Source organism: Poseidonocella sedimentorum (assembly GCF_900116005.1).
In the GTDB taxonomy this organism is placed as follows: Bacteria; Pseudomonadota; Alphaproteobacteria; order Rhodobacterales; family Rhodobacteraceae; genus Poseidonocella; species Poseidonocella sedimentorum.
Genome location: NZ_FOYI01000005.1, coordinates 149,667 through 170,958, shown reverse-complemented (window position 1 = coordinate 170,958; position 21,292 = coordinate 149,667). Strand labels below are relative to the sequence as shown.

General features: G+C 65.7%; 23 protein-coding genes. 9 read left to right on the top strand and 14 right to left on the bottom strand.

What is annotated here, in order from left to right; genetic code table 11:
• Positions 1 to 76: 76 nt before the first annotated feature.
• Positions 77 to 727, top strand: a complete 651-nt coding sequence (locus tag BM353_RS09225; RefSeq protein WP_092079706.1) for a carbonic anhydrase — start codon at positions 77 to 79, stop codon at positions 725 to 727.
• A gap of 69 nt (positions 728 to 796) precedes the next feature.
• On the top strand, positions 797 to 1,714 hold the full coding sequence (locus tag BM353_RS09220; RefSeq protein ID WP_092079703.1) for a DMT family transporter: 918 nt from the start codon (positions 797 to 799) through the stop codon (positions 1,712 to 1,714).
• A gap of 32 nt (positions 1,715 to 1,746) precedes the next feature.
• Here the strand turns inward: BM353_RS09220 and BM353_RS09215 are convergent, their stop codons facing one another.
• Positions 1,747 to 2,769, bottom strand: a complete 1,023-nt coding sequence (locus BM353_RS09215; RefSeq protein ID WP_092079701.1) for an aspartate-semialdehyde dehydrogenase — start codon at positions 2,767 to 2,769, stop codon at positions 1,747 to 1,749.
• Between the two features lie 172 nt (positions 2,770 to 2,941).
• Here BM353_RS09215 and BM353_RS09210 point away from each other — a divergent pair, with 172 nt between their 5' ends.
• A complete protein-coding gene (locus BM353_RS09210) occupies positions 2,942 to 3,799 on the top strand; it encodes an SDR family oxidoreductase (RefSeq protein ID WP_092080023.1) in 858 nt (285 codons plus the stop codon).
• Between the two features lie 112 nt (positions 3,800 to 3,911).
• Here the strand turns inward: BM353_RS09210 and BM353_RS09205 are convergent, their stop codons facing one another.
• The 3 genes from BM353_RS09205 to hemF all read right to left on the bottom strand — a co-directional run bounded on the left by BM353_RS09205 (position 3,912) and on the right by hemF (position 6,423).
• Positions 3,912 to 4,445, bottom strand: coding sequence for a hypothetical protein (locus tag BM353_RS09205; RefSeq protein WP_143104135.1), 534 nt, complete (start codon positions 4,443 to 4,445; stop codon positions 3,912 to 3,914).
• 190 nt (positions 4,446 to 4,635) lie between these two features.
• The gene (gene dapD, locus BM353_RS09200; RefSeq protein ID WP_092079695.1) at positions 4,636 to 5,460 is read right to left on the bottom strand and encodes a 2,3,4,5-tetrahydropyridine-2,6-dicarboxylate N-succinyltransferase; all 825 of its coding nucleotides are present in this window, start codon (positions 5,458 to 5,460) and stop codon (positions 4,636 to 4,638) included.
• 84 nt (positions 5,461 to 5,544) lie between these two features.
• Complete coding sequence (hemF, locus tag BM353_RS09195; protein ID WP_092079693.1) at positions 5,545 to 6,423, bottom strand: oxygen-dependent coproporphyrinogen oxidase; 879 nt, start codon at positions 6,421 to 6,423, stop codon at positions 5,545 to 5,547.
• A gap of 93 nt (positions 6,424 to 6,516) precedes the next feature.
• Here hemF and BM353_RS09190 point away from each other — a divergent pair, with 93 nt between their 5' ends.
• Entirely contained in the window at positions 6,517 to 6,894 is a 378-nt protein-coding gene (locus tag BM353_RS09190; RefSeq protein WP_092079690.1) for a hypothetical protein, read from the top strand.
• 111 nt (positions 6,895 to 7,005) lie between these two features.
• Positions 7,006 to 7,386 carry a hypothetical protein gene (locus BM353_RS09185; RefSeq protein WP_092079687.1) on the top strand — a complete coding sequence of 127 codons (381 nt, stop codon included), beginning with the start codon at positions 7,006 to 7,008 and terminating at the stop codon, positions 7,384 to 7,386.
• 16 nt (positions 7,387 to 7,402) lie between these two features.
• On the opposite strand, the gene BM353_RS09180 is transcribed toward BM353_RS09185, so the two are convergent.
• From BM353_RS09180 to clpS, 3 genes are read right to left on the bottom strand one after another with little or no spacing between them, the layout of a single operon-like run.
• A complete protein-coding gene (locus tag BM353_RS09180) occupies positions 7,403 to 8,206 on the bottom strand; it encodes an SDR family NAD(P)-dependent oxidoreductase (protein WP_092079684.1) in 804 nt (267 codons plus the stop codon).
• 9 nt (positions 8,207 to 8,215) lie between these two features.
• Positions 8,216 to 9,196: a class I SAM-dependent methyltransferase gene (locus tag BM353_RS09175; protein ID WP_092079681.1), complete on the bottom strand. Its 981-nt coding sequence runs from the start codon at positions 9,194 to 9,196 to the stop codon at positions 8,216 to 8,218.
• An 18-nt stretch (positions 9,197 to 9,214) separates the two neighbouring features.
• Complete coding sequence (gene clpS / locus BM353_RS09170) at positions 9,215 to 9,535, bottom strand: ATP-dependent Clp protease adapter ClpS (RefSeq protein WP_245759610.1); 321 nt, start codon at positions 9,533 to 9,535, stop codon at positions 9,215 to 9,217.
• Positions 9,536 to 9,649: 114 nt separating this feature from the next.
• Here clpS and BM353_RS09165 point away from each other — a divergent pair, with 114 nt between their 5' ends.
• Together BM353_RS09165 and BM353_RS09160 are read left to right on the top strand one after the other, a co-directional pair.
• Positions 9,650 to 10,366, top strand: coding sequence for an HAD family hydrolase (locus BM353_RS09165; RefSeq protein ID WP_092079675.1), 717 nt, complete (start codon positions 9,650 to 9,652; stop codon positions 10,364 to 10,366).
• A gap of 166 nt (positions 10,367 to 10,532) precedes the next feature.
• Complete coding sequence (locus tag BM353_RS09160) at positions 10,533 to 12,107, top strand: serine hydrolase (RefSeq protein ID WP_092079672.1); 1,575 nt, start codon at positions 10,533 to 10,535, stop codon at positions 12,105 to 12,107.
• A 30-nt stretch (positions 12,108 to 12,137) separates the two neighbouring features.
• On the opposite strand, the gene BM353_RS09155 is transcribed toward BM353_RS09160, so the two are convergent.
• Positions 12,138 to 13,031: a LysR family transcriptional regulator gene (locus tag BM353_RS09155; protein ID WP_092079669.1), complete on the bottom strand. Its 894-nt coding sequence runs from the start codon at positions 13,029 to 13,031 to the stop codon at positions 12,138 to 12,140.
• A gap of 100 nt (positions 13,032 to 13,131) precedes the next feature.
• On the opposite strand from BM353_RS09155, the gene BM353_RS16920 reads away from it, so the two are divergent.
• The gene (locus BM353_RS16920; protein WP_177220512.1) at positions 13,132 to 13,284 is read left to right on the top strand and encodes a hypothetical protein; all 153 of its coding nucleotides are present in this window, start codon (positions 13,132 to 13,134) and stop codon (positions 13,282 to 13,284) included.
• A gap of 17 nt (positions 13,285 to 13,301) precedes the next feature.
• Here the strand turns inward: BM353_RS16920 and BM353_RS09150 are convergent, their stop codons facing one another.
• The 5 genes from BM353_RS09150 to BM353_RS09130 all read right to left on the bottom strand — a co-directional run bounded on the left by BM353_RS09150 (position 13,302) and on the right by BM353_RS09130 (position 19,862).
• Entirely contained in the window at positions 13,302 to 14,885 is a 1,584-nt protein-coding gene (locus BM353_RS09150; RefSeq protein WP_092079666.1) for an ABC transporter ATP-binding protein, read from the bottom strand.
• Complete coding sequence (locus tag BM353_RS09145) at positions 14,882 to 16,063, bottom strand: ABC transporter permease (RefSeq protein WP_092079664.1); 1,182 nt, start codon at positions 16,061 to 16,063, stop codon at positions 14,882 to 14,884. Before BM353_RS09145 ends, BM353_RS09150 begins: the two co-directional genes overlap by 4 nt.
• Positions 16,064 to 17,152 (bottom strand): microcin C ABC transporter permease YejB, encoded by a 1,089-nt coding sequence (locus BM353_RS09140; protein WP_092079661.1) that lies wholly within the window; start codon positions 17,150 to 17,152, stop codon positions 16,064 to 16,066.
• A gap of 15 nt (positions 17,153 to 17,167) precedes the next feature.
• Positions 17,168 to 19,087, bottom strand: coding sequence for an extracellular solute-binding protein (locus tag BM353_RS09135; protein WP_092079658.1), 1,920 nt, complete (start codon positions 19,085 to 19,087; stop codon positions 17,168 to 17,170).
• Positions 19,088 to 19,340: 253 nt separating this feature from the next.
• Entirely contained in the window at positions 19,341 to 19,862 is a 522-nt protein-coding gene (locus tag BM353_RS09130; protein WP_092079655.1) for a c-type cytochrome, read from the bottom strand.
• 117 nt (positions 19,863 to 19,979) lie between these two features.
• Here BM353_RS09130 and BM353_RS09125 point away from each other — a divergent pair, with 117 nt between their 5' ends.
• Complete coding sequence (locus BM353_RS09125; protein WP_092079652.1) at positions 19,980 to 20,810, top strand: prephenate dehydratase; 831 nt, start codon at positions 19,980 to 19,982, stop codon at positions 20,808 to 20,810.
• A 6-nt stretch (positions 20,811 to 20,816) separates the two neighbouring features.
• On the opposite strand, the gene BM353_RS09120 is transcribed toward BM353_RS09125, so the two are convergent.
• Positions 20,817 to 21,284 (bottom strand): SRPBCC family protein, encoded by a 468-nt coding sequence (locus tag BM353_RS09120; protein WP_092079649.1) that lies wholly within the window; start codon positions 21,282 to 21,284, stop codon positions 20,817 to 20,819.
• Positions 21,285 to 21,292 lie beyond the last annotated feature (8 nt).

The window sequence follows — 21,292 nt, the reverse complement described above, 5'->3', positions numbered from 1 at the left end:
GGGCCGCGCGAATTGCGTCTCGAATTTCCCGAAAATCCAAGATAGTTGATCCCGCGACGACCATCAGGAGAGAGACATGCAACACGCCAAGCCCCTCCCGGGATACCTCGTCCAGCGCTACCAGGGCTGGAAAGCGACCACCTACGCCGAGAACCACAGCTGGTACCGGCGGCTTGCCGAAGAGGGCCAGCGCCCGCGCGCGATGGTCATTTCCTGCTGCGACAGCCGCGTGCATGTGACCTCGATCTTCGGCGCCGATCAGGGCGAGTTCTTCATCCACCGCAACATCGCGGCGCTCGTCCCCCCCTGCGAGCAGGACGGCGCGCAACACGGCACGTCGGCGGCCGTGGAATATGCGGTCACGGTGCTGCGCGTCTCCCATCTGGTGGTGATGGGGCATTCGGCCTGCGGCGGGGTGAAAGGCTGCCTCGACATGTGCTCGGGCCACGCGCCGCAGCTTGAGGGCAACGACAGTTTCGTCGGCCGCTGGATGGATATCCTGCGCCCCGGCTATGCCCGCATCGAGGATATCGCCGACCCGGACGAACAGGCCCGCGCGCTGGAGCATCAGGCCGTCATCGTCTCGCTGGAAAACCTCATGACCTTTCCCTTCGTCGAAGAGGCGGTGAAATCCGGGCAACTCTCGCTGCACGGGCTGTGGAACGACATCGGCGCGGGGAGCCTTTCGCAATTCGATCCCAAATCCGGCAAGTTTGAAGCGATCTGAAGCGCGGGGGCGCGCGCATGCGCGGGATTCGGATTGCGCGCTCCGGCGCGTCCGGCCATCTGTGGCGCCATGACCACGCCGCGCCTCTCTCCGCTGAGCCTTGCGCTTTTGCTTCTGCTCGCGCTGATGTGGGGCAGCTCGTTTCTCTTTTTCGAGATCGCCCTGCGCGCCCTGCCGCCTCTGACGGTGACCCTGCACCGTGTCGGATGGGCGGTGCCGGTCCTGTGGCTCATCCTGCGCGCCAGCGGTCAGCGCATCCCGCGCGGATGGGGCGTCTGGGGCGCCTACCTGGTGCTGGGGCTCTTGAACAACGTCATCCCCTTCACGCTCATCGGCTGGGGCCAGACCTCGATCGAAAGCGGCCTCGCGGCTATTCTCAACGGCACCACGGCGTTTTTCGGAGCGATCGTCGCGGGGCTCTTGCTCGCGGACGAGCGGCTCACGGCGGGCAAGCTGGCCGGGGCCGCGATCGGGCTCGGCGGCGTTGCGGTGATCATGGGGCCCTCGGCGCTGACCTCTTTCGATCCGCGTGATCTGGGCCAGCTGGCCATCCTCGGGGCCGCGCTCTCCTATGCATTCGCCGGGGTCTGGTCGCGCAGCCGGCTCTCGGGCCAGGATCCCATCGCCAACGCCTTCGGCATGGTGAGCGCCAGCGCCGGCCTCAGTCTTGCGCTCCAACTCGCCGTGCTCGGCCCGCCGAAACTGTCACTCGCGCTCGAGACCTGGGCGGTGATCTTCGCGCTCGCGGTGCTCTCCACCGCGCTCGCCTACGTGCTCTATTTCCGCATCCTCGCGCTGGCCGGCGCGACAAACCTGCTGATGGTGACGCTGCTGGTGCCCCCGGTGGCGATCCTGCTCGGCTGGCTCGTTCTGGACGAAACCCTGCCGGCTTCGGTTGGAGCGGGCTTCGGGCTCATCGCGCTCGGGCTGGTGGTGAGCGACGGGCGCCTCCTGCCCCGGCGCGGCAAAAAACCCGCCTCGGGGTGAGGCGGGTTTCGGTTGTGTCTTGAGTTGTCGGCTCAGGCCTTCTTCAGCACCCGGTTGCCCAGCGTCTCCGCGATCTGCACCGCGTTCAGCGCCGCGCCCTTGCGCAGGTTGTCCGAGACGCACCACAGGTTCAGCCCGTTGTCGATGGTGCTGTCCTGCCGGATCCGGCTGATGAAGGTGGCGAAATCGCCGACGCATTCGATGGGCGTCACGTAGCCGCCGTCCTCGCGCTTGTCGATCACCATGATCCCCGGCGCCTCGCGCAGGATGTCACGCGCCTCGTCCTCGTCGAGGAATTCCTCGAACTCGATGTTGATCGCCTCGGAGTGGCCCACGAACACCGGCACGCGCACACAGGTCGCCGTGACCTTGATCGACGAATCGACGATCTTTTTGGTCTCCGCCACCATCTTCCACTCTTCCTTGGTCGAGCCGTCGTCCATGAAGACATCGATGTGCGGGATGACGTTGAAGGCGATCTGCTTGGGATAGACCTTGCGCTTGAAATCGTCGGTCGGATTGTAGATCGATTTCGTCTGGTCCCAGAGCTCGTCGATCGCCTCCTTGCCGGAGCCGGAGACGGATTGATAGGTCGAGACCACGACGCGCTTGATCTTCGCCCGGTCATGCAGCGGCTTGAGCGCCACGACCATCTGCGCGGTGGAGCAGTTGGGGTTGGCGATGATGTTCTTCTTGGCGTAGCCCTCGACGGCCTCGGGGTTGACCTCCGGCACCACGAGCGGAACGTCCGGATCGTAGCGGTAGAGCGAGGAATTGTCGATTACCACGCAGCCCTGGCTGGCGGCCTTGGGCGCATAGGTTTTGGTCGCCTCCGAGCCAATGGCGAAGAGCGCGATGTCCCAGCCGGTAAAGTCGAAGGTGTCGAGGTCCTTCGTCTTCAGTGTCGTCTCGCCAAAGCTCACTTCCGTCCCCAGCGACTTGCGCGACGCGAGCGCGGCGATCTCATCGACCGGAAACTGGCGCTCGTCCAGAATGTTAAGCATTTCCCGGCCCACGTTCCCCGTGGCGCCGACAACGACGACCTTGTAGCCCATAACGGCTCTCCTTTGCGTGACAAGCCCGCCCGGCGGTCCGGAGGGGCGCGCGCGTCATAGCGCAAGGCGGGGGCAGAGGAAAGGGGCTGTCGCCGCGCCTTGAAGCCGATGACGGCACGCCCGCCCGCCGGGGCCCTTGATCTACCCGATCCGAGCGTTCATCACAGACGTCATGCAGCGCACGCTTCTCTCCTTTGGACACGGCTATTCCGCGAGGGCCCTCGGGGCTTTGTTGCTGCCGCAAGGCTGGCGCATCATCGGGACGACTCGAAGCGCGGAGAAGGCGGAGGCGATCGCGCAGAGCGGGGTCACGCCGCTGCTCTTTCCGGGCGAGGACATCCGGCCCGCGCTCGATGGCGCGACCCATCTCCTGATCTCCGCTGGACCGACGGCGGAGGGCGATCCGGTGCTCGGCGCGCTCGGGGATGAGATCGCGGCGCGGGCGGGGCAATTTGATTGGGTCGGCTATCTCTCGACCACCGGGGTTTACGGCGATCATCAGGGCGGCTGGGTCGATGAGACGACCCCGTGCACCCCCTCGACCCGGCGCGGGCAATGGCGCGTGGCGGCCGAAGAGGCCTGGCGCGCGATCCCCGGCTTGCCGCTTCACATCTTCCGCCTCGCGGGCATCTACGGCCCCGGTCGCGGCCCGTTTGCCAAGGTGCGCAACGGGACGGCGCGGCGGATCATCAAGGAGGGCCAGGTCTTCTCGCGCATCCACGTGGAGGACATCGCACAGGTCCTCGCCGCCTCCATCGCGCAGCCCCGCCCCGGCGCGATCTACAACCTTTGCGATGACGACCCGGCCCCGCCGCAGGACGTCATAGCTTTTGCAGCCGAACTGCTCGGGCTGCCGCTTCCGCCCGCCGTGACCTATGACGCGGCCGATATGACGCCCATGGCGCGGAGCTTCTACGCGGAATCCAAACGCGTCCGGAATGACCTGATCAAAAGCGAGCTTGGCGTGCGCCTCCGGCACCCCGACTACCGGACCGGGCTTCAGGCGTTGCTGGCCGAGGACCCGACCTGACCCCCAAGGGCGCATGGTTCACACCCAATGCAGCGTGTTTGCCAGATCCGCATCGCTGTTCGATGGCAAAACCTGGTCTGCTGCCACGTCGCGACTTGACCTGCCCCGACTGTTACCAAGATGGCAGATTGTCCGGATCGAACAGGCACCATTCCCCGGCCTTCACAACCGTAGCCGTAAAGCCCTCGGCCGAGAACTGGCCGTAGATCCACCGCTCGCCCAGCTCCACGCGATCCAGAGCCACTTCGACGATGCCGGTCGCGCCCCGCACCATGGACATCATGTCGGGCACGAACCCCGTCGTCAGGCTCGCGAAATCGCCCCGAGAATCCCAGCCCGTCGACATTTCCTCGCCAATCCAGCTCTCTTCTCCATCAACGAAGATGACGACAGGATCGTTTGGCCCCCAGGGATCATCGACCTCCCCCGGATAGGGGGCATACCGGTATTCGAAACTGGCGTCGTACCCCCGTTCCGGAAAGCTGAAGACAAGGGCACCGGACGTCTCCCGCGATGATCTGAGCGAATAGACGTGACAGATATGGCCGATTTTGACGGTCGCCCAGGCGCCATGCTCGAAATAGGCCGCGCGCGCCGCCGTTGTGTGAATCAGGAGGGTCAGAACGGCGAGTGTCAACGCTTTCAAGGGATCGGTCCTTTCGCAAGTGCTTGCAGACTATGCCGCAGACTTGACCGTCAAATCTTAGCAAAAGATTTCCGAATGATCCCCGCAGGATGGATCAATCCCTAAAACTGGAACGACCCCAATGCGCCCGCGCCGCCGGGCGTGGGAACGGACCCGCGCCCGCCCCCGCTCTTGTCCGATCCGCCGCGCGTCAGTCGCGCAGCAGCTCGTTGATCCCGGTCTTGGAGCGGGTCTTTTCGTCCACCCGCTTGACGATCACGGCGCAGTAGAGGTTGACCCCGTTCTTCGACGGCATCGAGCCCGACACCACGACCGAATAGGGCGGCACTTCGCCGTAGCTGACCTCGCCGGTTTCGCGATCCACGATCTTGGTGGACTGGCCGATGAAGACGCCCATGCCGATGACCGAGCCTTCGCGCACGATCACGCCCTCGACCACTTCGGAGCGCGCGCCGACGAAGCAGTTGTCTTCGATGATGGTCGGGTTGGCCTGCATCGGCTCCAGCACGCCGCCGATGCCGACGCCGCCCGAGAGGTGGACGTTCTTGCCGATCTGGGCGCAGGAGCCGACCGTGGCCCATGTGTCGACCATCGTGCCCTCATCGACATAGGCGCCGAGGTTGACGAAGGAGGGCATGAGCACCACGCCGGGCGCGATGTAGGCCGATTTGCGCACAACGCAGTTGGGCACCGCGCGGAAGCCCGCGGCCTTCCACTGGCTATCGCCCCAGCCGACGAACTTGCTGTCGACCTTGTCCCACCAGCCGCCGCCCTGGGGGCCGCCCGGCTGCTGTTCCATGTCCTTGATGCGGAAGCCGAGCAACACGGCCTTTTTCGCCCACTGGTTCACATGCCAGTCGCCGCCGCGCTTTTCGGCGACGCGGAGCGCACCGCTGTCGAGCGCGCCCAGCGTGTCCTCGATGGCCTCGCGCGTTTCGCCGGTGGTGGCGGGCGTGATCGTGTCACGCGCCTCCCAGGCGGCTTCGATGGCGGTTTCGAGCTGTGCGGTCGACATGGGCGGTCCCTCCTGCGTATCGGTCGCCCGCCCTATAGCTGGCGCGGCAGGGGGGGACAATGGCGTTGGGACGCGGAGCGCACCTCAGGCCCATTTCGCCAGCGGCGGCAGGCTCATGAGCACCGCGTCCGGATCATGGCCCGTGGCCAGCCCGAATTTCGTGCCGCGATCGTAGACGAGGTTGTATTCGGCGTAGAGGCCGCGGTGGATGAGCTGCGTCTCGCGCTCGGCCTCGCCCCACGGCTGCGCCTTGCGGCGCTCCACCAGCGGCACATAGGCGGGCAGAAAGGCGCGGCCGATATCCTGGATCAGCGCGAAATCGGCCTCCCAGTCGCCGCTGCAATGATCATCGAGGAAAATGCCGCCCACGCCCCGCGCCCGGCCCCGGTGGGGGACAAAGAAATACTCGTCGGCCCAAGCCTTGAGCCTTGGGTAGAGCGCCGGGTCATGCCGGTCCAGATGGGCCTTCTGAACGCAGTGAAAGCCGCTCGTGTCCTCGTCATACTCGATACAGGGGTTGAGATCCGAGCCGCCCCCGAACCACCAGGCGCCGGGAGTCCAGAACATGCGGGTGTTCATGTGGACGGCGGGAACATGGGGGTTTTGCATGTGGGCCACAAGGCTGATCCCGCTGGCCCAGAAGCGCGGGTCATCGGCGAGGCCCGGCATGTCCTTGCGCGCGGCCATCGCGGCTTGCGCGGCGGGGCTCAGCGTGCCGTGAACGGTCGAGACATTGACGCCCACCTTCTCGAAAACGCGCCCGCCCTTCATCACGCTCATGAGCCCACCTCCGCCATCGCCGGCGCGGCGGGTCTCGCGCACATCGAACCGCCCGGCGAGCGCCCCGGCGCCGGGCCCGGCCTCATGCCCCGCTTCCAGCGCCTCGAACCGGGCCACGATCTCGTCGCGCAGCGCCCGAAACCAGCCCGAGGCACGCGCCTTTTCACTTTCCATCGCTGTCATGTCCTGGCCTCCGCGCTTGGGTCAGCCCCTGTTAACCGGCTCTTAAGAGCGGCGCCATAGCGATCGGGAGATGGCCCCTGAAGGAAAATGACGATGAAACGCGCCGCCCTGCTCTCAGCCCTGATGCTCAGCGCCTGCGCCTCGCCCTATGAGCAATGCATGATCGATGCCGAGGCGGAGCTCGCCGAGGTCGCTGCGCTGCTCGAACAGCGTCTCGCCAACATCGCGCGCGGCTATGCGGTGGAAGAGGTGGAGACCGACTACGACTTCCGCTACATCTGCGGCACGCTGGACAACGGGCGCGACAAGTACTGCACCGAGGAGCGCTCCTACACGACCGAGGAGAGCCGCGCGGTGGATATCGAGCAGGAAAAGCGCATGGCCGATCAGCTGGTCGCCCGGGGCAAGATGCTCAGCGCGCGGCTCGATGCCGACCGCGCCGCCTGCCGGGCGCGCTTCCCCGGCTCCTGAGGCCCCCTCCGGCCCCCGGCCAAGTTCCGCCGAGCCGACCGACGTGCGGCGCGCGCCCTACCCATCGCGCCTGCGCGCGACTATCTTCGCGAAAGCCAGTGGAGAAGTCTGATGCTGAGATCCGCCCTTGTTGCCGCCCCGGTCTTGCTGCTTGCGGCCTGCGCCTCGCCCTATGAGCAATGCGTGTCGCGCGCGACAACGGATTTGCGCGTGGTGGATCGGTTGATTCAGGAAAAGACCGCGTTGATCGAGCGCGGCTATGCCATCGAGGAAGAGACCTACACCCGGACGAAGTTCGAGCGGTGTTACGATGAGGAGGGCAAGCGGCGGACCTGCCGCGTGGAACGGGAGTATTCGCGCGACATCCCCGTTGCCGTCAATCTCGATGAGCAGCGAGAGATCCTCGCACAGCTACACGATCAGCGCGCCACCCTCGACCGCGCCGCCCGCAGCACGATCGCCTCCTGCCGCGCCGCACACCCGGAAGGCTGAGGCGCCCCGGCCCAGGTCAGTGCGCCGGTGCGGCGACCGGGTCCAGCAAGGTGCGGCCGCCATCGACCGTCAGGATCTGGCCGGTGACGAAGCCCGCGGCCTCGGAGCACAGGAACTGCACCGCTTCGGCGACCTCCGCCGGGTTGGCGATGCGCGATAGGGGGGTGTGTTTCTCGATATCGTCGCGATACTCGCTGTTGTCCTTGAGCGTCTCCTGAAGGCTGCGGCTCATGACCGAGCCGAAGGCCACCGCGTTGACGCGAATCCGGTGCGCCGCAAGGGCGACGGCCATCGACCGGGTGAGCTGATCGAGCGCGGCCGAGCTCACGGAATAGGCCAGCAGGTCAGGATGCGTGCGCCGCGCGGCGATGGAGGAGATGTTGACGATGGAGCCGACGAAGCCCTCATCATCGCCATCGGCCTGTTTGATCATCTTGCGCGCCACCGCCTGCGTCAGGCGATACGAGGCGATGACGTTCTGCTCGAGCAGGGTCTCCAGCGTCACGCAATCGCCGTCCAGCGGATCGCAGGGCATGACCTGACGGCTTGCATTCACGAGGATGTCGATCCGCTCGAAGTGATCGATGGTCGCGGAGAGCAGGTTGGCCACCGTCAGCTTTTCACGCAGATCACCCGCGAAATAGGCCGTGTCGCCCGGCTCGTCCGAGCGCTCGCCGAGCTCGTCCACAAGCCGCTCCTCGTCCATGTCCGCGAACATGACACGCGCGCCGCGCTCGGCGAAGTGGCGGCCGATCGCAAGCCCGACGCCATTGGCCGCGCCGGTGACAATCGCCGTTTTCCCGGCAATCGAGTAGGTCACGTGAGTCTCCTATTTCCGGCGGGGGCGCGTGGCGTGAAGCACCTTGAACCCCTTGTCTCCAGCGATTTCAACACAGGTGGCAAACTCGTCCATAAGGCTCCGTTCATAGGGCAAATGGCGGTTGGCGACCAGAAAAAGCTGGCCTCTTGGCGCAAGGTTACGCGCCGCTGACCGGATAAACGCCACACCGAGCGCGGGGTCGGCGCTGCGGCCGGTGTGGAAGGGCGGGTTGGTCATGATCGCGTCCAGCGGCTCGGGGGCGGCCCATTCCGTCGCGTCGGCCCAGTGAAACTGCCCTCGAGGATCGCTGACGTTGGCGCGCGCGCAGTCGAGCGCCGCGTTGTCGGCCTCGACGAGATGCAGCGCGCGGATTTCATCCCGCCCTTGCAGGGCGCGCGCCGAGAGATACCCCCACCCCGCGCCGAGATCGGCAACCCGGCCCCCGAGCTTGGCGGGCAGGGCATCGGCCAGAAGCGCCGAGGCACGGTCGATCCCATCGGCGGAGAAGACGCCCGGCGCGGTCAGATACCCGTCCGCATTGGCGGCAGGCGCGCGCGTCCAATCCTCGAAGGACTGGCCCGCTGCGATGGTGAACACCTTTCCGTGCGCCTTGGACCAGGCCGGAGAGACCTCCGCCCGGCGCGCGACCTCGCGGTAGAGCGTATCGACCCCGTCGGTCTTGGCCCCGTCCACGATGATCGCCCCGCCCGCGCGCGCCGCCTCTGCGACACTGCCGCGCGTAAGATCCTTGGCCCGGGGCACGACAAGCACCGTGGCCGCCACCGCTTCCGGCAGCGCCTCTGCCACAGCAAACCCCTGCGCCGCAGCCTCGTCAAAAGCCGGCCGGAACCGCGTGACGATCACCGTGCGATCTTTGGGAAAGGCGCGCAGATCATAGCCCGGCGGGGGGCCGAGCACGGCAATCATGCCGGCATCGGGCAAAACGGCCTGGCCACCGGAAAGCGCCAGAGTAAGACGGGTTTCAGCCATGGGGGACGCGCGGGCGCGCTATTCCTTTTCCATCGTGCATTGCAGCGGATGCTGATGCCGGCGCGCGAAATCCATCACCTGCGTGACCTTGGTTTCCGCCACCTCATGGGAAAAGACGCCGACCACCGCGAGGCCCTTCTTGTGGACCGTCAGCATGATCTCGAACGCCTGCGCATGGTTCATCCCGAAGAACCGCTCCAGAACATGGACCACGAATTCCATCGGGGTATAATCGTCATTGAGCAGCAGCACCTTGTACAGCGGCGGGCGCTTGGTCTTGGGTTTGGTATCGACGATCGTCGCCCCGTCGGACCCGGGATCGTCACGATCCTTAGACATGTAAGGCTGCTGCATCATGGAGCTGCTTTTTTCTGGAACTCTGCGCGCTGGAGGCTTCTATATAGCCGATGCACGGCGCCAGAAAAGGGGCCGCAACGCAAAAGGGGCGAAGTTGTGCCAAAACCGCTTTCCATCATTGCCTTCGATGCGGACGACACGCTCTGGCACAACGAGCGGTTTTTCCAGCTGAGCCAGGCCCGTTTCGCCGAGCTGCTCGCCGATACGGCCGCGCCGGAGAACCTCATGGCCCGGCTGGAGGCGGCCGAGCGGCGCAATCTCGTGGTCTATGGCTACGGGATCAAGGGCTTCGTTCTGTCGATGATCGAAACCGCGGTGGAGGTAACGGAGGGGCGCGTCTCCGGCGCGGTGATCTCCGAGCTGCTGGACCTTGGGCACGAGATGCTGCGCCATCCGATCGACCTGCTCGACGGGGTCGAGGACACCATCAGCACCCTGACCCGGAGCCACCGACTTTTGCTGATTACCAAGGGCGATCTGCTCGATCAGGAGCGCAAGCTGGCGCAATCGGGGCTGGGCGATCATTTCCACGCGATCGAGATCGTCAGTGAGAAAAAACCGGAAACCTACGCCGAGATCTTCGCCCGCCACGGCGCTGCGGCCGAGGACGCGCTGATGTCGGGCAATTCGATCAGGTCCGATATCCTGCCGGTGGTGGAGATCGGGGGCTGGGGCGTGCATGTGCCCCATGAATTACTCTGGTCGCTCGAAGCCGCGGACGCCCCCGAGACGAGCCCGCGATTCCGCCGGATCAATGAGTTGGGCGCGCTCACCGAGCTTGTCCGGCGCATCGAGGCGGAAGAAAATCCCTAGGGTTTAATCGGGGATTAACCACAATATCTGGATACTGCCGGGGAAACGACACGCACCGGGCGTGATTTTCCTTTAATTCAAAGGGTTTTCGCGAATCTGTTCATGTGCTAACTTGAGCGCGCAGATCACAGATCGGGTCAACCCGGCGGAATGAGGCAGAGCTGAAATGTATCGTATAACCTGGCTGCGGCGGGCCTTCCGCCGCGTTCCCACACTCCCGGTGATTCTCATCGCGCTGGCGCTTGTGCCGGCAGCGGGTCAGGCGGCCCCCTACGCCGCCATGGTGATGGACGCGCGCACCGGCGAGGTGCTCCACTCGCGCAACGCCGACACCCGCCTTCACCCCGCCTCGCTCACCAAGATGATGACGCTCTACGTTGTCTTCGAAGCGGTCGAACACGGCGAGCTGTCGCTCGATCAGAAGATCACGATCTCGGCCAACGCCGCCGCCGAGCCGCCCTCGAAGCTGGGGTTGCGCCGGGGCCAGAAGATCGCACTGCGCTACCTGATCCGGGCCGCCGCAGTCAAATCAGCCAATGACGCGGCGACCGCGCTCGCCGAAGCTGTCGCAGGGTCCGAGGCCGCCTTTGCCCGCCGGATGAACCGCACCGCCAAGGCCCTCGGCATGACGCGTACGACTTTCAAGAACGCCCACGGGCTGACCGAAACCGGGCACATGTCCACCGCGCGCGACATGACCATCCTCGGGCGGCACCTTTTCTTCGACTATCCCGATTACTACAACCTGTTTTCGCGCAAATCGACGCATGCGGGGATGCGGGAAGTGGCCAACACCAACCGGCGCTTCCTCGGGGCCTATCGCGGCGCTGACGGCATCAAGACGGGCTACACCCGCGCCGCCGGTTTCAACCTCGTGGCCAGCGCCGAGCGCGGCAGCACCCGCATTCTTGCCACCATGTTCGGCGGAAAATCCACCGCGCAGCGCAACGCCCGCGTGGCCGAACTTCTGGACATGGGCTTTTCGCGCGCGCCGCGCATGGCGCGCGTCAACAAGCCGGCAAAACCCGCCTATCAGGGCGCAGGTGGCGGCGTCGGACAGGAATACCGCGCGGTTCGTGCCGTCACTCGGAGCCTGCGCCCCGTCGCGCGGCCGCAGCGCGCCGCGCCTGCGCCTGTCCTCGTGGCGGGCTTGCAGGAAGATATCGAGGCGCTGATCGTCGAGGTCGCCGCTCCGGAGGGCGCTGCGGCCGTGTCGTCGCGCACTGCAGGATCGCTCGCTGGGCCGATGCTCGGCACCCAAAGCACCGCCGATGCCCCCGTAGCCGCCGCGCCGGAAAGCCCCGGCTGGACCGGCCCCCGGCCGCTCACCAGACCGGCAGATATCGTTGCCGCCGCGGCGCCAGCGCAGACGCCTGTGGAGCCCACGCCGACCGTCGCGACCTCCCAACCTGCCGTGGCGCGCGCGGCCACCCCGCCATTGCCCAAACCCGCAGCGCTCGCCGCGCCTACGGGCGAGGTGGTGACCCGGGTCAGCACCTCGGGCGGGCAGCATTGGGGCATCAGCGTCGGGCGCTATGGCTCGCGCCATCAGGCTGAGCGTATCCTGTTGCAGACCGCGCTCGCCGAAATGTCGACGCTCGACGGCAGCCTGCGCAAGGTGGTGAAATCGCCGCGCGGATTTGATGCCACCTTCGTCGGCATGTCGCGTGAAACCGCGGATCTCGCCTGTCGCCGCCTCAAGGCGCGCAACATGGCATGTGATACGATCGGGCCGGGCTGAGCCCAAACGGGCTCGCCTCCCCCTACGCATCTACCCCTGCTGATCCGCCAGCTGGCGATCCCGCTCCTTCCGGAGCCAATTGCAGAACGCGCGGAGCGCCGGGCGCTGCACACCGGGCAGCGTGACGAGCCAGTAGGCGCGGCCGTCATCTTCCTCGAACAGGACCTTGAGCCGCCCCGAGGCGAGATCCGGCTCAATGAAACTCCGGCACAGCACCGCGACCCCCTGACCGTTTCGAACCCCGTCCATCACCAGATTGCCCGGCGCCTGAAACAGACCGCCCGGGCGTTGATCGCAGACCCCGTGCCGGGTCAGCCACTCGTTGGCCTCCGCCATGCCGATCTCCTGGAACCAGCGGAACTCGGCGAGGTCTTCCGGACGGTCCACGGAGCGCGACCCGATAAGCTCGGGCGCCCCGACGACGGCCATCGGCCCCCTCAAGAACAACTCCGCCTCCAATCCCGGCCAATCCCCCCTGCCGTGGCGGATGGCGACATCCGCACCGCCGGGCGCGAGTTGGACGACCTCCCGCGTGGGGTTGATCGACACACCGATCTCGGGGTGCTCCTCGGCAAATGTCCCGAGCCGCGGCATCAGCCATGCCGCCGAGAAGCCCGGAGATGCGGTCACGCTGATCGAACGGGTCGCCTGCTGCGTGGTCAGCGCATCGATCTCGCGGGCCATCTCTTCGAAGCCCGAGCACACGGACCGCGCGAGCCGCAGCCCGTCCGGCGTGAGGCTCACCGACTTGCCGTGACGCTCCAACAGCGCGATGCCGAGCCGCTCCTCCAGCGCGCGCAGCTGCTGGCTGACGGCCGCGTGGGTGATGTTGAGCGCCTCACCGGCGGCGGTCATCGTGCCGCATCGGGCGAAGGCCTCCAACGCGCGCAGCGTGGCCAAGGGGGGCATGGCATGCCAGTCCATCTGTAAGCCTTCCTTACAAGTTGGGAATTTAACTGACTCGCAAACTGACTCGTTTTCCGCGCAGTTTCAATTGAAACAACGCGATCAAGGGATGAGACCCATGTTTGGAATATTCGCCAGAACTTTCAATGTCGCGACGCTCAGCGACGTGCGGCACCCGCGCCCTGAAGACAGATGGCCGGAGCGGCGCTGGCTTGAGGAAGACCTCACCCATCCCGCCGGCACCCGCCGCACACCGGTCCGCCGCGACTGAAGAGCGGCGCGGAGCCCTCAGAAAGCCGCCGCCATGAGGGTGCGAGTGTAGTCGGTCTGGGGATTGGCGAAAATCTCCTCGCGACTACCGTGCTCGACCACGTCGCCATTGCGCATGACGATCACATGGTGCGAGAGCGCGCGGACGACTTTCAGGTCGTGGCTGATGAAGAGATAGGTCAGCCCGTAGCGACGCTGCAACTGGCGCAAAAGCGCCACGATCTGGACCTGCACCGTCATGTCGAGCGCCGATGTGGGCTCGTCGAGGACGATGAGTTTGGGCCGCAGGATCATCGCCCGGGCGATGGCGATCCGTTGCCGCTGACCGCCGGAAAACTCATGCGGGTAGCGGTCCATCATCGCAGGATCGAGCCCGACCTCACCCATCACCTCGGCCACCAGCTCCCGCGCGGGGCGTTTGTCGGGGATGGAATGGACGCCGAGCCCCTCGGCGATGATCTGGGCACAGCTCATGCGTGGCGAGAGCGAGCCGTAGGGATCCTGAAACACGATCTGCATGTCCCGCCGACGGCGGCGCAGGGTGCGGGTCGACCAGCTGCGAACATCTTCGCCATCGAACCTGATCGCACCCTCGGAGGAAATCAAACGCATGATCGCGAGGGCGAGCGTGGTCTTGCCCGATCCGCTCTCGCCGACGATGCCGAGGGTCTCGCCCGCGCGGACGGAAATACTTGCGTCGTTGACCGCCTTGACGTGGCCCACCGTGCGCTTGAGCAAGCCCCTCTGGATCGGGAACCAGACGCGCAGGCTGTCTGTCGCGACCACCTCGCGCGCCTCGGGCGCTACCGGATCCGGCGCGCCGGAGGGTTCGGCCGAGAGCAGCTTTTGCGTGTAGGGATGCTGCGGGTTGGCAAAGATTTCCTCCGCCGGGCCGCTCTCGACGATCTCGCCATCCTTCATGACGCAGACCCGGTCCGCGATGCGGCGCACCACGCCGAGATCATGGGTGATGAACAAGAGCCCGAGCCCCTCGGCGGCCTTGAGCTCGGCCAGCAACTCGAGGATCTGGGCCTGAATGGTGACGTCAAGCGCGGTGGTCGGCTCATCGGCGATCAGCAACTCCGGGCCGTTGGCCAGCGCCATGGCGATCATGACGCGCTGCCGCTGCCCGCCCGATAGCTGGTGCGGATAGGCGCCAAGGCGGGTTTCGGGATCGCGGATGCCGACCCGGGTCAAAAGCTCCAGGATGCGCGCACGCACCGCCGCGCCCCTGAGGCCCTGATGTAGCTCGATCGATTCGCTGAGCTGTTTTTCCAGCGTGTGCAGCGGGTTGAGCGAGGTCATCGGCTCCTGGAAGATGAAGGAGATGTCGTTGCCGCGCACCTTGCGCAGCAGCCGCTCCGGCGCGCCGACCATTTCCTGGCCCTTGTAGGTCACCGAGCCGGTAAGCTCGGCGCTTTCCCCCAGAAGCTGCACCGTGCTGAGCGCGGTGACGGATTTGCCCGAGCCGCTCTCCCCCACCAGCGCGACGGTCTCGCCGCGCGCCACGTCGAAGCTCACACCGCGCACCGCCGGGCTGAGCTTGCCATCCTGACGGAACCCGATGCGCAGGTCCCGCACTGAAAGTATCGTATCACTCATGAAGGATCCGCCGTGCTCGTTGTCTTGCCCGCGCGCTCGGCCACGGGATCGCTGTCCTCCCGCACGCCGCCGCCGACGAATGTCTTGCGCGGATCGAAGGCATCGCGCACGCCCTCGAAGATGAACACCAGAAGCGAGAGCATGATCGCGAAGGTGAAGAAGGCGGTGAAGCCGAGCCACGGGGCCTGAAGGTTCTGCTTGGCCTGAAGCGTCAGCTCGCCCAGCGACGGCGCCGAGGACGGCAGGCCGAAACCGAGGAAATCGAGTGAGGCGAGCGTCGCGATCGTCCCGGTGATGATGAAGGGCAGCATGGTCACGGTGGCGACCATCGCGTTGGGCAGCATGTGGCGGAACATGATCGTCCAGTTGGAGACCCCGAGCGCCTTGGCGGCCCGGACGTATTCGAGATTGCGCGCCCGCAGGAATTCGGCCCGCACGACGCCGACCAGCGCGGTCCAGCCGAAGAGCACGGTGAGGAACACCAGAAGCCAGAAACTTCGGCCCAGAATCGCGAAGAGGATGATGATGATGTAGAGCGAGGGCGTGGCTGACCAGATCTCGATGAAGCGCTGGAAGAAGAGGTCGATCCAGCCGCCGAAATAGCCCTGAATTGCGCCAGCGATGATGCCGATGATCGTGCTCAGCGTGGTCACGATGATGGTAAACAGGATCGACAGGCGGAAGCCGTAGATCACCCGGGCGAGCACGTCGCGCGTGGTGTCATCGGTGCCGAGCCAGTGATTGGCATCGGGCGGAGAGGGCGCGGCGCGGCCGATGTCGTTGGGCGTGTCGTAGCTGTAGGGGATGGGCGGCCAGAGCATCCAGCCGCGGTTGATCTGCTCGCCCGCGACCTCGCCATCCTGCGCGTCCTCGATGATCCCCTCCGGGTCATCCCAGCAGAGCTCGGAGCCCTGCGCCGCGATCAGGCATTTGACCTCGATGTCGCGGTAGATCGCCTCGGTGCGGAAGTCGCCCCCGAAGGCCGTCTCGGGGTAGAACCGGAAGATCGGGACGTAGTAGCCGCCGTCGTATTTCACCAGGATCGGTTTGTCGTTGGCGATGAACTCGGCAAAGAGCGACAGGCCAAAGAGGATGCCGAAGAGGATCAGCGACCAGAAGGCCCGGCCATTGCGGCGGAAATTGCGCCAGCGGCGCTGGTTGATCGCAGAGAGCGCCATCTACCCCTCCCGCTTTTCGAAATCGATGCGCGGATCGATGAAGACATACATCAGATCCGACACGATCCCCATCACGAGGCCCATGAGGCCGAAGACGAAGAGCGTGCCGAAGATGACCGGATAGTCGCGCGCGACCGCCGCCTCGAAGCCGAGCCGCCCGAGCCCGTCGAGCGAAAACAGCGTCTCGATGATGAGCGATCCGCCGAAGAAGACGGAGATGAACGTCGCCGGCAGCCCCGCGATCACGATGAGCATCGCGTTGCGGAAGACGTGGCCATAGAGGACGCGGCTCTCGGTCAGCCCCTTGGCGCGGGCGGTCATGACGTATTGCTTCTTGATCTCGTCGAGGAAGCTGTTCTTCGTCAGCATAGTGAGCCCGGCGAAGGCGGCGATGGTGGAGGCCGCGACGGGCAGCGTGATGTGCCAGAAATAGTCGGCGATCTTGCCCAGCAGCGAGAGGCTCTCCCAGTTGTCGGAGGTGAGGCCCCGGAGCGGGAATATCTGCCAGTAGGAGCCGCCCGCGAGGAGCACGATCAGCAGGATCGCGAAGAGAAAGCCGGGGATCGCGTAGGCGATGATGATGAGCGCGGAGGTCCATGTATCGAAGGACGAGCCGTCCTTGACCGCCTTGCGGATGCCGAGCGGGATCGAGATGACATAGGCGATGACGGTGGACCAGAGCCCCAGCGTGATCGAGACGGGCAGTTTTTCTACCACCAGTTCCATCACCCCGATGGAGCGGAAATAGCTCTCGCCGAAATCGAGCCGCATGTAGTTCCACATCATCGACACGAACCGCTCAAGGGGCGGTTTGTCGAAGCCGAATTCGCGCTCCAGCTCCTCGATGAATTCCGGCGGAAGGCCGCGCGCGCCCGCGTAATCCTCGGCGCCGGCGCTGAAGGTCTCGTCGGTCGGCGCGCCGCCCGCGCCGGCGATGCCCTCGAAGACATCCCCCTGCCCTTCCATCTGGGCGATGATCTGTTCGATCGGCCCGCCGGGGACGAACTGGGTCAGCACGAAGTTGATGACCATGATCCCGAACAGCGTCGGGATGATCAGCAGCAACCGCCGGAGAATATATGCGCCCATGCTGTGGCCGCCGGCTCAGTTCAACGCGCCGGATTCGCGCAGGGCCTGTTCCTTTTCGGTGTCGATCCACCAATAGGTCCCATAGCCGAGCGCGAAAGGCGGCAGGTTCTCGGGGTGCTCGAACATGTCGTAATGCGCGACCCAGTAATCGGCGATGTAGCCATCGGGGATGATGAAATACTCATAGCGCAGCACCCGGTCCAGCGCCATCAGCGCGACCTCGGTTTCCTCCTGGCTCTGGGCAACGAAGCTCGCCTCCAGCACCGCGTCCACAAGCGGGCTCGCAAGGCCCGCGGGGTTGAACAGGCTGAACTCGGCCTCCTTGGAGCCATACATCTGCGTCAGCCCGCCCCCGGTGGAGAGAAACGCGCCGTAGCGGGTGGAATAGAGCATGTCGTAATCGCGCTCGCGGCGGCGGAGCGTGTATTGCGAGGGGTCGATCTTCTCGAAGGTAGCATCGACGCCAATGGAGGTCAGATTGCGGACGAAGGCCTCGTGCATCGCCTCGACGGTCGGCTGGATGTTCGATGGCAGCAGCAGGTTGAGCTCAAGCGTCTCGCCGGCGGCATTGCGCCGGATGCCGTCATCGCCGACCGCCCAGCCCGCCTCGTCCAGCAGGCGCGAGGCCGTGCGCAGGTTGCGCCGGTCGCTGAGCCGCTCGGGGTCGGAGACGGGCGAGGTCTGGGCCGGGGCGGTGAAGATCTCCTCCGGGACCACATCGCCGAGCGATTTTAGAAAGGCCAGTTCCGCGCCTTCCGGCGTGCCCTTGGCCTCGATATGCGTGCCCTGCACGAAGGAACTGCGCGGCGCGTAGAGCCCGTAAAGCAGCGACGCGTTGGTCCATTCGAAGTTGAAGGCCAGCCCGATCGCCTCGCGAACGGTCTTGTCCTGCAGCTGCGGCCTGCCGAGATTGAAGACGAAGCCGGTCGGGTTCGGCGGGCTCCGGTCGGGGAGCGATTGCAACACGACGCTGCCCCGGTCGATCTTGGGAAAATCGTAGGACGTGGCCCAGACCTTGGGGTCTGACTCGACACGGAAATTGTACTCGCCCGCCTTGAAGGCCTCGAAGGAGGCGGTCTGGTCGGTGAAATACTCGTAGCGGATCTCGTCATAGTTGAACTTGCCGACATTCATCGGCCGGTCCGCGCCCCAGTAATCCGCGCGGCGCTTGTAGCTGATGCGCCGGTTGACCTCGAAATGATCGAGCTCATAGGGGCCCGAGCCCACGGCGACTTCAAGCCGCGGCTCATCGAGGCGGCGCGACTCGTCAGCTTCGAACCAGGCCTTGGAGAAGACCGGCGTCGAGCCGACGGTTTCCACAAGGCCCCGCCGCGAGACCTCGGGATTGAAGGTGAACTTCACGGTGTGCTCATCGAGCGCTTCGGCCCCGGTCACCATGTTGGAGACCGCTTGCGCATAGGAGGGCAGGCCCTGGGTGATGAAGAGCGTGTGGCTGTAGACCACATCTTCGGCCGTCACGGGGCTGCCGTCCGAGAAGGTCGCCTCGGGGCGCATGTGGAAGATGACCCAGGAGCGATCTTCGGGATATTCGAGGCTTTCCGCGAGCACGCCGTAATATTCGCCCACCAGATCATCGGTCGATTCCAGAAGGGAATCGTAGAGCACCCCGGTGCCGACGCCCGGAACGCCCTTGCGCGAATAGGGGTTGAGCGAGTCGAAGGTGCCCGTCGCGGCGAGGACGAGCGCGCCGCCCTTGGGCGCTTCGGGATTCACATAGGCCAGATGCTCGAAATCGGCCGGGTAGGTGAGGTCGCCGAAATAGCTGTAGCCGTGGCTTTTGGTGATGGCCCCGGCCTCCGGCGCGGCGGCGTCCTGGGCGTGGGCGGGAAAGGCGAGAAGCACGGCGGAGACCACCCCAAGCACCGCCTCCCGCAACCGCCCGCTGCGGGCGGGTCCCGGCTCGGTCGCGGTCATCGGTGTGGCAAGCGGCGCTCTTGGGGATCGGGGCATCTGGTGTCTCCTTGTCGACCGGCGTCTTTCGCTCTTCGGTTGCAAGCTAAAGGCCGTTTCCACGAATGTTCAAGGCGAGATTGCGTCTTGGCCCGCTGACAGAGCCGTGAGAGCCGCGTGAGAGACATGCAAAAGGCCGCCCCAGAGAGCGGCCCTTGAGCCCGGCGCGTTAGCGCGGGTAGGCGGGGGCGCGCGCCCCCCCCCCCCGCTGGCGGGATTAGCCGCCGATCGTGGCCAGATAGGCGATCAGATTGGCGCGATCTTCGATCTTGGGCAGACCGTTGAAGCTCATCGCGGTGCCCGGCGCATAGCCCTTGGGGCTTTCGAGGAAGGCGCTCAACTCTTCCGGCGCCCAATCGCCGGGAAGATCGGCCAGGGCGCTGGAGTAGTTGAACCCGTCCACCGAGGCGATCGGCCGGCCAACCAGACCATAGAGATGCGGCCCGGCCGCGTTGGCGCCATCTTCGAGCTTGTGGCAGGCGCGGCATTTGCCGAAGACCCGCTCGCCCGAGCCCGCGTCAGCCGCGGCGAAGACTTCCTCGAAGCTCACTTCGGGCTCTGCCTCGGCCGCCTCGGAGGCGCCGGTGTCGATCACATAGCCCTGCGCGTGTTCCTCGCCGTCCCCGTGCCCGGCGCCCACGTGATAGGTGGCCTCCGCGGCCCACTTGCCCAGAAGGAAAATCAAAAAGGCTCCGCAAAGTGCGCCGACGGCCTTGGTCACTGTCATCGTGTCAAACATAAGTCGCTGCCTAGCTTTTCGTCGTTGGAGGCTATCTATCCGCTTCCAACACCTCTCTGCAAGGTGTAGCAAGCGCGACCAATCGACCTTGCCGTGATTTTTATGCGGAGCCGTATCATGACCAAACGCATTGCCTTTCAGGGAGAGCCCGGCGCCTACTCACATCAGGCCTGCCGCGAGAAGCATCCTGACTACGATCCCCTGCCCTGCCCGTCCTTCGAGGACGCGATCGAGGCGGTGCGTGTCGGCCAGGCGGAGCTCGGGATGATTCCCGTGGACAATTCCACCTACGGGCGGGTGGCGGATGTGCATCGGGCGCTGCCCGCGTCGGGGCTGCACATCATCGACGAGACCTACGTGCGCGTTCATATCAACCTGCTGGCGCTGCCCGGGACGACGCTGAGCCAAGTGCGCCGGGTTCGGTCGATGTCGATCCTGCTGGGACAGGCGCGCAAGTTCATCGCCGAGCACGGGCTGGCCACGCTCAACTGGTCCGACAATGCCGCGGCGGCGCGCGCCGTGGCCGAGCTGGGCGATCCGACCGAGGCCGCCTTCGCCTCAGAGACCGCGGCCGAGATTTACGGGCTCGACGTATTGGCCCGCCACATCGAGGACACCGACGTGAACACCACGCGGTTCCTCGTGATGAGCCGCGACGCCGATCACAGCCGCCGCAGCGATCACATGGTCACCAGTTTCGTCTTCCGCGTCCGCAACATTCCCGCCGCGCTCTACAAGGCGCTCGGCGGGTTCGCGACCAACGGGATCAACATGACCAAGCTGGAGAGCTACATGCTCGACGGCCAGTTCACCGCGACCCAGTTCTACGCCGAGATCGACGGCCACCCGGAAGACCGCAGCGTCCAGCTCGCCTTCGAAGAGCTCGGGTTCTTTACCGAAGACATCGATGTGCTCGGCGTCTATCCGGCCGATGTGGAACACCGCTGAGCCGCGTCAGAGCGCGCGGCGATAGTCGTTCTCTATCCTGCGCGCGACCCCTTCGAGCCGGTCGGTGAGGGTCTGCTTGAGGCGGCGGCGCGAGAGTTTCATCGTCTGGACCAAGAGCCGCGCGGGCATCGAGCGCGGGCGGATGACGAAATCGAGCGCCAGCCGGGTGCGGCTGCGCGACAGCGCCACGAGATCCACCGCGAGCGCCGCATCGAGCCCGGTGCCGACCGCCTCGACCCGCAGGCTGTGGGGCGCCTCAAGGCCGGTGAGCGTGGTAACGAGGGTCCGGTCCCGCCCGCGCAGGTGGAACCGCACGTCCCAAACCGCGCCGGCGGCAAAGCGCGGCGTGCTGGCGCGATGCTGCACCTCGATCCCTCGGCGCAAGGCCAGACGTTCGAGCATGTCGACATCGGAAATGCGGCCGTAAAGCACGCCGATGGGCACGTCGAAATCCTGACTTGTCGATAGCTTCATACCTTGAT

What these genes read in the sequence shown, in the direction of transcription:
- BM353_RS09225 (WP_092079706.1), top strand. Translation starts at nt 77, where the DNA reads ATGCAACACGCCAAGCCCCTCCCGGGATACCTCGTCCAGCGCTACCAG.
- BM353_RS09220 (WP_092079703.1), top strand. Translation starts at nt 797, where the DNA reads ATGACCACGCCGCGCCTCTCTCCGCTGAGCCTTGCGCTTTTGCTTCTG.
- BM353_RS09215 (WP_092079701.1), bottom strand. Translation starts at nt 2,769, where the DNA reads ATGGGCTACAAGGTCGTCGTTGTCGGCGCCACGGGGAACGTGGGCCGG.
- BM353_RS09210 (WP_092080023.1), top strand. Translation starts at nt 2,942, where the DNA reads ATGCAGCGCACGCTTCTCTCCTTTGGACACGGCTATTCCGCGAGGGCC.
- dapD (WP_092079695.1), bottom strand. Translation starts at nt 5,460, where the DNA reads ATGTCGACCGCACAGCTCGAAACCGCCATCGAAGCCGCCTGGGAGGCG.
- hemF (WP_092079693.1), bottom strand. Translation starts at nt 6,423, where the DNA reads ATGACAGCGATGGAAAGTGAAAAGGCGCGTGCCTCGGGCTGGTTTCGG.
- BM353_RS09190 (WP_092079690.1), top strand. Translation starts at nt 6,517, where the DNA reads ATGAAACGCGCCGCCCTGCTCTCAGCCCTGATGCTCAGCGCCTGCGCC.
- BM353_RS09185 (WP_092079687.1), top strand. Translation starts at nt 7,006, where the DNA reads ATGCTGAGATCCGCCCTTGTTGCCGCCCCGGTCTTGCTGCTTGCGGCC.
- BM353_RS09175 (WP_092079681.1), bottom strand. Translation starts at nt 9,196, where the DNA reads ATGGCTGAAACCCGTCTTACTCTGGCGCTTTCCGGTGGCCAGGCCGTT.
- clpS (WP_245759610.1), bottom strand. Translation starts at nt 9,535, where the DNA reads ATGTCTAAGGATCGTGACGATCCCGGGTCCGACGGGGCGACGATCGTC.
- BM353_RS09160 (WP_092079672.1), top strand. Translation starts at nt 10,533, where the DNA reads ATGTATCGTATAACCTGGCTGCGGCGGGCCTTCCGCCGCGTTCCCACA.
- BM353_RS09155 (WP_092079669.1), bottom strand. Translation starts at nt 13,031, where the DNA reads ATGGACTGGCATGCCATGCCCCCCTTGGCCACGCTGCGCGCGTTGGAG.
- BM353_RS16920 (WP_177220512.1), top strand. Translation starts at nt 13,132, where the DNA reads ATGTTTGGAATATTCGCCAGAACTTTCAATGTCGCGACGCTCAGCGAC.
- BM353_RS09150 (WP_092079666.1), bottom strand. Translation starts at nt 14,885, where the DNA reads ATGAGTGATACGATACTTTCAGTGCGGGACCTGCGCATCGGGTTCCGT.
- BM353_RS09145 (WP_092079664.1), bottom strand. Translation starts at nt 16,063, where the DNA reads ATGGCGCTCTCTGCGATCAACCAGCGCCGCTGGCGCAATTTCCGCCGC.
- BM353_RS09140 (WP_092079661.1), bottom strand. Translation starts at nt 17,152, where the DNA reads ATGGGCGCATATATTCTCCGGCGGTTGCTGCTGATCATCCCGACGCTG.
- BM353_RS09135 (WP_092079658.1), bottom strand. Translation starts at nt 19,087, where the DNA reads ATGACCGCGACCGAGCCGGGACCCGCCCGCAGCGGGCGGTTGCGGGAG.
- BM353_RS09130 (WP_092079655.1), bottom strand. Translation starts at nt 19,862, where the DNA reads ATGTTTGACACGATGACAGTGACCAAGGCCGTCGGCGCACTTTGCGGA.
- BM353_RS09125 (WP_092079652.1), top strand. Translation starts at nt 19,980, where the DNA reads ATGACCAAACGCATTGCCTTTCAGGGAGAGCCCGGCGCCTACTCACAT.
- BM353_RS09120 (WP_092079649.1), bottom strand. Translation starts at nt 21,284, where the DNA reads ATGAAGCTATCGACAAGTCAGGATTTCGACGTGCCCATCGGCGTGCTT.